Source organism: Arthrobacter sp. SIMBA_036, from assembly GCF_046535135.1.
Lineage (GTDB): Bacteria > Actinomycetota > Actinomycetes > Actinomycetales > Micrococcaceae > Arthrobacter.
In genome coordinates, this window is sequence record NZ_JAWRXG010000167.1 from 1 (window position 1) to 273 (window position 273).

General features: G+C 37.0%; 1 protein-coding gene. It reads right to left on the reverse strand.

Features of this window, described 5'->3' with window-relative positions; translation table 11 throughout:
* On the reverse strand, positions 1-273 hold a 273-nt coding region (locus tag SB659_RS19515; protein WP_410551598.1), incomplete at both ends, for a hypothetical protein.

Below are 273 nucleotides of genomic sequence, written 5' to 3' on the forward strand. Positions count from 1 at the left end.
TTTCATCCTCACGAATGTAATCCGGACGTGGCTGGATATTTTTACCGTATTTCTTTCTTAGTTTTAGGATACTTTCCTCTAAAAGATCCCAGTCTTTAAAATACAGGTCTCCTGCAATCACTTTATTATAAGTAACATCTTTTATAAAATCATAGTATTGCCCGGGAATATAAATGGTAGTCGTAGCCTCATATACTTCATCAGAGTTTCTTTTTCGGCCTCCTTTTTTTGCTTTTTCTTGTTCGCGGATAAAGTCCGGCCTGGCATTAATGG